The 5,199-nt window shown below is 48.3% G+C and carries 9 protein-coding genes; 1 reads left to right on the forward strand and 8 read right to left on the reverse strand.

What is annotated here, in order from left to right; genetic code table 11:
- Nucleotides 1-247 (forward strand): NAD-binding protein (locus A2517_RS06775; protein WP_294895401.1); only part of this gene is annotated, 247 nt, incomplete at its 5' end.
- A 9-nt stretch (nucleotides 248-256) separates the two neighbouring features.
- On the opposite strand, the gene eno is transcribed toward A2517_RS06775, so the two are convergent.
- The 8 genes from eno to A2517_RS06815 all read right to left on the reverse strand — a co-directional run bounded on the left by eno (nucleotide 257) and on the right by A2517_RS06815 (nucleotide 5,103).
- On the reverse strand, nucleotides 257-1,540 hold the full coding sequence (eno, locus tag A2517_RS06780; RefSeq protein WP_294895403.1) for a phosphopyruvate hydratase: 1,284 nt from the start codon (nucleotides 1,538-1,540) through the stop codon (nucleotides 257-259).
- 93 nt (nucleotides 1,541-1,633) lie between these two features.
- Complete coding sequence (locus A2517_RS06785; protein WP_294895406.1) at nucleotides 1,634-2,065, reverse strand: rhodanese-like domain-containing protein; 432 nt, start codon at nucleotides 2,063-2,065, stop codon at nucleotides 1,634-1,636.
- An 8-nt stretch (nucleotides 2,066-2,073) separates the two neighbouring features.
- Complete coding sequence (locus A2517_RS06790) at nucleotides 2,074-2,442, reverse strand: thioredoxin family protein (protein WP_294895408.1); 369 nt, start codon at nucleotides 2,440-2,442, stop codon at nucleotides 2,074-2,076.
- Nucleotides 2,443-2,452: 10 nt separating this feature from the next.
- Nucleotides 2,453-3,157, reverse strand: coding sequence for a cytochrome c biogenesis CcdA family protein (locus A2517_RS06795; protein WP_294895410.1), 705 nt, complete (start codon nucleotides 3,155-3,157; stop codon nucleotides 2,453-2,455).
- A complete protein-coding gene (locus A2517_RS06800; RefSeq protein WP_294895412.1) occupies nucleotides 3,157-3,393 on the reverse strand; it encodes a thioredoxin family protein in 237 nt (78 codons plus the stop codon). Before A2517_RS06800 ends, A2517_RS06795 begins: the two co-directional genes overlap by 1 nt.
- Complete coding sequence (locus A2517_RS06805) at nucleotides 3,390-3,650, reverse strand: hypothetical protein (RefSeq protein WP_294895414.1); 261 nt, start codon at nucleotides 3,648-3,650, stop codon at nucleotides 3,390-3,392. Before A2517_RS06805 ends, A2517_RS06800 begins: the two co-directional genes overlap by 4 nt.
- Nucleotides 3,651-3,745: 95 nt before the next feature.
- On the reverse strand, nucleotides 3,746-4,696 hold the full coding sequence (locus A2517_RS06810; RefSeq protein ID WP_294895416.1) for a permease: 951 nt from the start codon (nucleotides 4,694-4,696) through the stop codon (nucleotides 3,746-3,748).
- A gap of 2 nt (nucleotides 4,697-4,698) precedes the next feature.
- Complete coding sequence (locus A2517_RS06815) at nucleotides 4,699-5,103, reverse strand: arsenate reductase ArsC (RefSeq protein ID WP_294895418.1); 405 nt, start codon at nucleotides 5,101-5,103, stop codon at nucleotides 4,699-4,701.
- Nucleotides 5,104-5,199: the final 96 nt, after the last annotated feature.

Here is a 5,199-nt window from a genome sequence, read left to right on the forward strand (position 1 = left end):
CAAAAAAGAGGTGTTAAAAAAAGCCAATATCACGTTTGCAAAATACGTTATCATCGCCATTGATAATCCCGCGAAACTCTATCACGTATGCCAGACTATAGAGCAGTTTGTCGATAACTCTAAAATTATTGTAAAAGTACACACGCAACACGAGAAAAATATCATTGCCGAGCTCGGTATTACGAATATCATCATCGAAAATCAGGTGATGAGTCAGCAGGTATCTCAGCTTATTATTGAGAAATAAGTAATTGACCTAATGTACAAAAGCTCCGCGTCCGGCATACACAGCCGAGCTTCCGAGCTCCTCTTCTATCCGCATGAGCTGATTGTATTTTTCGACCCTCTCTCCCCGTGCAGGCGCTCCCGTTTTGAGATGTTTCGTCCCTAATCCTACCGTCAAATCGGCGATAAAACTATCGACAGTCTCTCCGCTGCGGTGTGAGACCATCGCACCCCAGTTTGCTTTGTATGCCATAGAAATGGCCTCCGTTGTCTCAGAGAGGGTACCGATCTGATTGAGCTTGATCAGTACGCCGTTTGCAACGTTGAGCTCTATTCCCCGTGCAATAAACTTTGGATTGGTAACGAAAAGATCATCACCGACAAGCTCGATCTTCTCTCCGAGTGTAGCGTTTAAGAGTTTCCACCCCTCCCAATCGTTTTCAGCCAAACCGTCTTCGAGGACGACTATCGGGTATTTTTCCACCCACTGGGCATAGAGTTCCACCATTTCAGCGGAGGTGAGTTTTCTCTTTTCGCTTCGTAGATTGTAGAGTCCCTCTTCGTAAAATTCGCTGGACGCCGGATCGAGGGCTATCATAATGTCCTCTTTCGGGCGATACCCTGCGGCTATAATAGCTTTGAGTATTGTCTCTACCGCCTCTTCGTTCGATTTAAGTGAGGGAGCGAATCCTCCCTCGTCTCCGACATTGACCGAATGCCCGCTCTCTTTTAGCACTTTTTTGAGTGCATGATAGGTTTCGGCACCCATTCGTAACGCTTCTTTGAAGCTTGAAGCACCGACGGGGACGATCATAAACTCTTGAAAGTCGGGACCTTGCCAGTTGGCATGAACACCGCCGTTGAGGACATTAAACATCGGAACGGGCATAGTGTAGGTATCTGCTCCGCCAAGATAGCGAAAGAGCGAAATCCCCATAGAATTAGCGGCGGCGCGCGCTACGGCGAGAGAGACACCGAGTATGGCATTGGCTCCGAGTCTGGTTTTATACTCCGTCCCATCCAGCGCAATCATTGCCGAATCGATCCCTTTTTGATCGAACGGGTTCATACCGATCACCGCCTGAGCGATTTCACCGTTGACGTTTGCTACTGCGTTCATAACCCCTTTGCCGCCGTAGCGTTTGGAAGTCTCATCTCTGAGTTCACAGGCTTCATTTTCACCTGTAGAAGCACCGGAGGGGACGGCAGCTCTGGCTTTTGTACCATCACTGAGTTGGATATCTACTTCGACCGTAGGATTGCCTCTCGAATCCAAAATTTCTCTTGCCAAAACGGAGGTGATTGTTACATTCATAGTGCCTGCCTTTTTTAGATATGTTTTTCGCATAACACTAGTCTAGTCTTTTAGTTATAAAATAATCATAAAAGAGTACTAAGGGTAGATTCCCTATTTTTTCGACGTCTCCTCGATAAACTCTTTCGCTTCATCCCCGCGTAAATATCCGGCTAACCCTAGCAGTCCATCATTAAGATAGCGGCTTTTATACCCTTTGAGCGTCAAATAAATTCGTGCCATCTCCGCACGGTCGTAATGGGGACAGACGGTGACGATGGTTTTATTCTTGTCGAGTTCGTTTAGACGATCAGGGAGTTCGTTCAGGGGGATTTTTTTCATAAACGGAAAACTCCACACCGCCTGCTCCTCACGGAAGCGAATATCGACGAATTCGACTTCACCCATTTTGTAAAGTTCGACCGCTTCGAGGCTTTTGATCTTCATCTCTGTCCGCTCGTTGTAATCGAAACGTTTGAGATAACTCTCAAAACTCTCTGCCGATACGATGGAAGCCAATAGTAGAGAAAAAATGATTGTTTTCATAGGTACTCCTAGATTTTATGCTTCGCCAAAAAACGTTTGAGTCCATCGGTCGTAAATCCGCCGATGTGACGATCGATTTCACGCCCTTGGGCGTCATACACGATCTGTGTCGGGATCATCTGGATTTTCAACGCACGCGCCGCGTCACGCTCTTCGCCGACATTGACAAAAAAGATTTTACGTTTCGGATCGATCTGTTTTTCGGCGTAGAGGAGTTCTGCCATCTCTTTGCACGCTTGGCACATCGTCGAGCCCGCTTCGACCATCACCACCTGACCTTTGCCGATCTCTTTTTTGACAATGGCGTAGGGGTGGGGTTGAAGCTCGGCGGCGAGTAGGGAGAGAGATAATGTTGCGAGTAGGGCAAAAAATTTCATGACGTTCCTTTTAGAGTTGTTGATAGGCTAAGGTGAAAAAATAGATTCCGATCCCGATGAGGGCGAGGGAAAAGAGTTTTGTCACCCAGTTTGTGATAAAAGCTATTTTACCACTGCTGGCGACACTTTGGGCAAATCCGACCGATACCCCCGCAGCGAGGAGGAGCAAGGAGTGTCCGAGGGCAAAGATGAGGACAAGAGCATACGCATACCATTCAGGGGCGTTGGCGGCGACGGTGATGATGGCGACCAACGGAGCCGAAGCGCACGGTGTCGATACGAGACCGAATAGCATCCCGATCAAAAATGCCCCCACGTAGCGCAGCGTAATGAGACGGCTCATCCAGCGGCTTTTATCGATAACTTCAGGTAGAACACCCAACGAATAGAGCCCGATAGCGATAGCGGCGATCCCTCCGCCGATATACGCCTCCAACGGCGCGATGGAGAAAAAATAGCCCATTTTCGCCACCATATAGGCGAGAATCGAAAAGCTCACCGCAACACCGAGGGCAAAGAGAGAGGCGAAAATATAGGTAAATCGTACCCGCTCTTTAGGAGACAAATGGGAACTCATCCCCAGTGCGCTCCCCACCAGTAATGGAACCGAGACGATGGAACAGGGGGCGAGGGAAGTGAGGGCTCCGATACCGAACGCGGCGGCAAAGACGATGAGACCGTGCGTCTCCAGCAGGGAGATAAAAAAAGCTTCCACTAATGCGCTTTGATCAGTTCGACGATTTCCGCTACGCTAAGGAGTTTTCCGCTACTGACTACTTTCCCGTCAATCACGAGTCCGGGGGTGCTCATGACATTGTATTCCATGATTTTCATGATGTCTTCGACTTTTTCGATCTGGGCGAATTTGCCGCTTTGAGCGACCGCTTGTTTGGTTGATTCTTCGAGGGCTTTGCATTTGGAACATCCGGTTCCGAGTATTTCGATTTTCATTGTTTTTCTCCAAATAGACATTCTTTCATCATAGGTGCAAGTGTATCGGCATTCACATCACCAGTAATACTTAGCATTGAGCCGCCTTCGACCGTAGTTAACTCTATTCCTTCAATCTTTTGCATCAGTGCAGGATCACACGCACAGTCGCAATTACCGCTTTGGCATGCTTCAATCTTCGCCTCCAGCTCTTCGGTACTGAAACCGCTGAGAAATGCTTTCACGCCGCCCGCTTGATTAGTAATATCGATTTTCATATTAACTCCTATTAAATAATTTCTGCCTCGATAGAGGCAAGCTTTAGTGCCTTAGCGGCTAGCGTAGCTAACGGGGTTTTACTCCGTTGGCGTTCTCATAATAGTGCATTAAACAAGTATCCGACACCGATGATACCCAGCGTCACCGTTCCGAAAAAGATCGCGATGAGTTTGAGGCTCATGACCCGCTTGAGTATCATCGCTTCGGGGAGGGAGAGGGCGGTGATCGCCATCATAAACGACAGCGCTGTTCCCAAAAGCATCCCTTTAGAGGTGAGCACTTCGATAAGCGGCATTACCCCTGCCGCATTGGAGTACATCGGAATCCCCAGTAGAGTGGCAAGCGGTACGGCAAACGGGTTGTTTGCCCCTGCGATGGAGGTGATGAACTCGGTGGGAACATAGCCGTGGATAAAAGCCCCAACCCCGACACCGAGGAGGACATAGAGCCAGATTTTACGAAGAATATCGAGTGTGTAATCCCACGCATCGCGCAGACGTGTTGCAAACGGGATAACCTGAGTTTCGGCGTGAATCTCCCCCTCTATCGGTTTAACGTCGATCAAAATCTCACTTTCCATCCCGAGCCGTCCGATGATAATACCGCCGACAATCGCCACCAGCAAACCAAACCCGATGTAGAGAGCCGTCACTTTCCAGCCGAATATCCCAAAGAGCATTGCAATGGCAATTTCGTTATTCAGTGGAGCTGAGATGAGAAAGCTAAACGTCACCCCCAGCGGTATGCGTGCTTGGAGGAATCCCAAAAAAAGCGGTATCGCCGAGCAGGAACAAAACGGGGTGATAATCCCGAACAGTGCGGCGAGAACATTGCCAGTATATTCATGCTTTTTACTGAGGTATTCACGTACCTTTTCGGTTGAAAAGTAAGAGCGTAACAAAGTTACAACAAAAATAATAACGATAAGTAAAAAGAGGATTTTGAGTGTGTCGTAGATGAAAAAGTTCAGCGCATCGGAGAGCTTCTCCTCTCGCGGCAGTTGAAGCCACTCATAGACGAGAATGTTGACGCTCTCCTGCCACATAATCAGTCACACAATTCGGATTTGATGATAGGGAGGAGTGTCTCTTCGATAAGAGCCAAAGTTTTTGCGTACTCTTCGACTGCCTTACCGCTTGGGTCTTCAAATGCGACATGGATTGTCTTGACCGCTTTTGGGAACATCGGGCAGGTCTCATGGGCATGATCGCAGACAGTGACGACGAGATCGAACGGAGTGTCGATCACCGTATCGATCACTTTGGAGTGGTACTCCTCTCTCCAGTATCCTTTTGACTCTAATAGTGCTTGAGCATTCGGATTGACTTTGCCGCTCGCTTTGACCCCTGAGCTTTGGGCAAATACGCAATCTCCCATTTTCGCATTGATGAGAGCTTCACCCATGATCGAGCGGCAGCTGTTGCCTGTGCAGAGGATAAGGACATTTTTCATAATTTACAGTCTCCTGATTTTGATAATTTTTGCAAAGGGGGTAAATCGAGTTCTAAACAGCGGATTTCAGCTAACGCTTCACTTCGGAAACGATCC

Origin of the sequence: Sulfuricurvum sp. RIFOXYD12_FULL_44_77, assembly GCF_001830725.1 — a bacterium.
GTDB classification, from domain to species: Bacteria; Campylobacterota; Campylobacteria; order Campylobacterales; family Sulfurimonadaceae; genus Sulfuricurvum; species Sulfuricurvum kujiense_A.

Excerpts from the sequence above, each read along its gene's own strand:
- eno (WP_294895403.1), bottom strand. The coding sequence starts at position 1,540 with ATGAATGTAACAATCACCTCCGTTTTGGCAAGAGAAATTTTGGATTCG.
- A2517_RS06785 (WP_294895406.1), bottom strand. The coding sequence starts at position 2,065 with ATGAAAACAATCATTTTTTCTCTACTATTGGCTTCCATCGTATCGGCA.
- A2517_RS06790 (WP_294895408.1), bottom strand. The coding sequence starts at position 2,442 with ATGAAATTTTTTGCCCTACTCGCAACATTATCTCTCTCCCTACTCGCC.
- A2517_RS06800 (WP_294895412.1), bottom strand. The coding sequence starts at position 3,393 with ATGAAAATCGAAATACTCGGAACCGGATGTTCCAAATGCAAAGCCCTC.
- A2517_RS06805 (WP_294895414.1), bottom strand. The coding sequence starts at position 3,650 with ATGAAAATCGATATTACTAATCAAGCGGGCGGCGTGAAAGCATTTCTC.
- A2517_RS06810 (WP_294895416.1), bottom strand. The coding sequence starts at position 4,696 with ATGTGGCAGGAGAGCGTCAACATTCTCGTCTATGAGTGGCTTCAACTG.
- A2517_RS06815 (WP_294895418.1), bottom strand. The coding sequence starts at position 5,103 with ATGAAAAATGTCCTTATCCTCTGCACAGGCAACAGCTGCCGCTCGATC.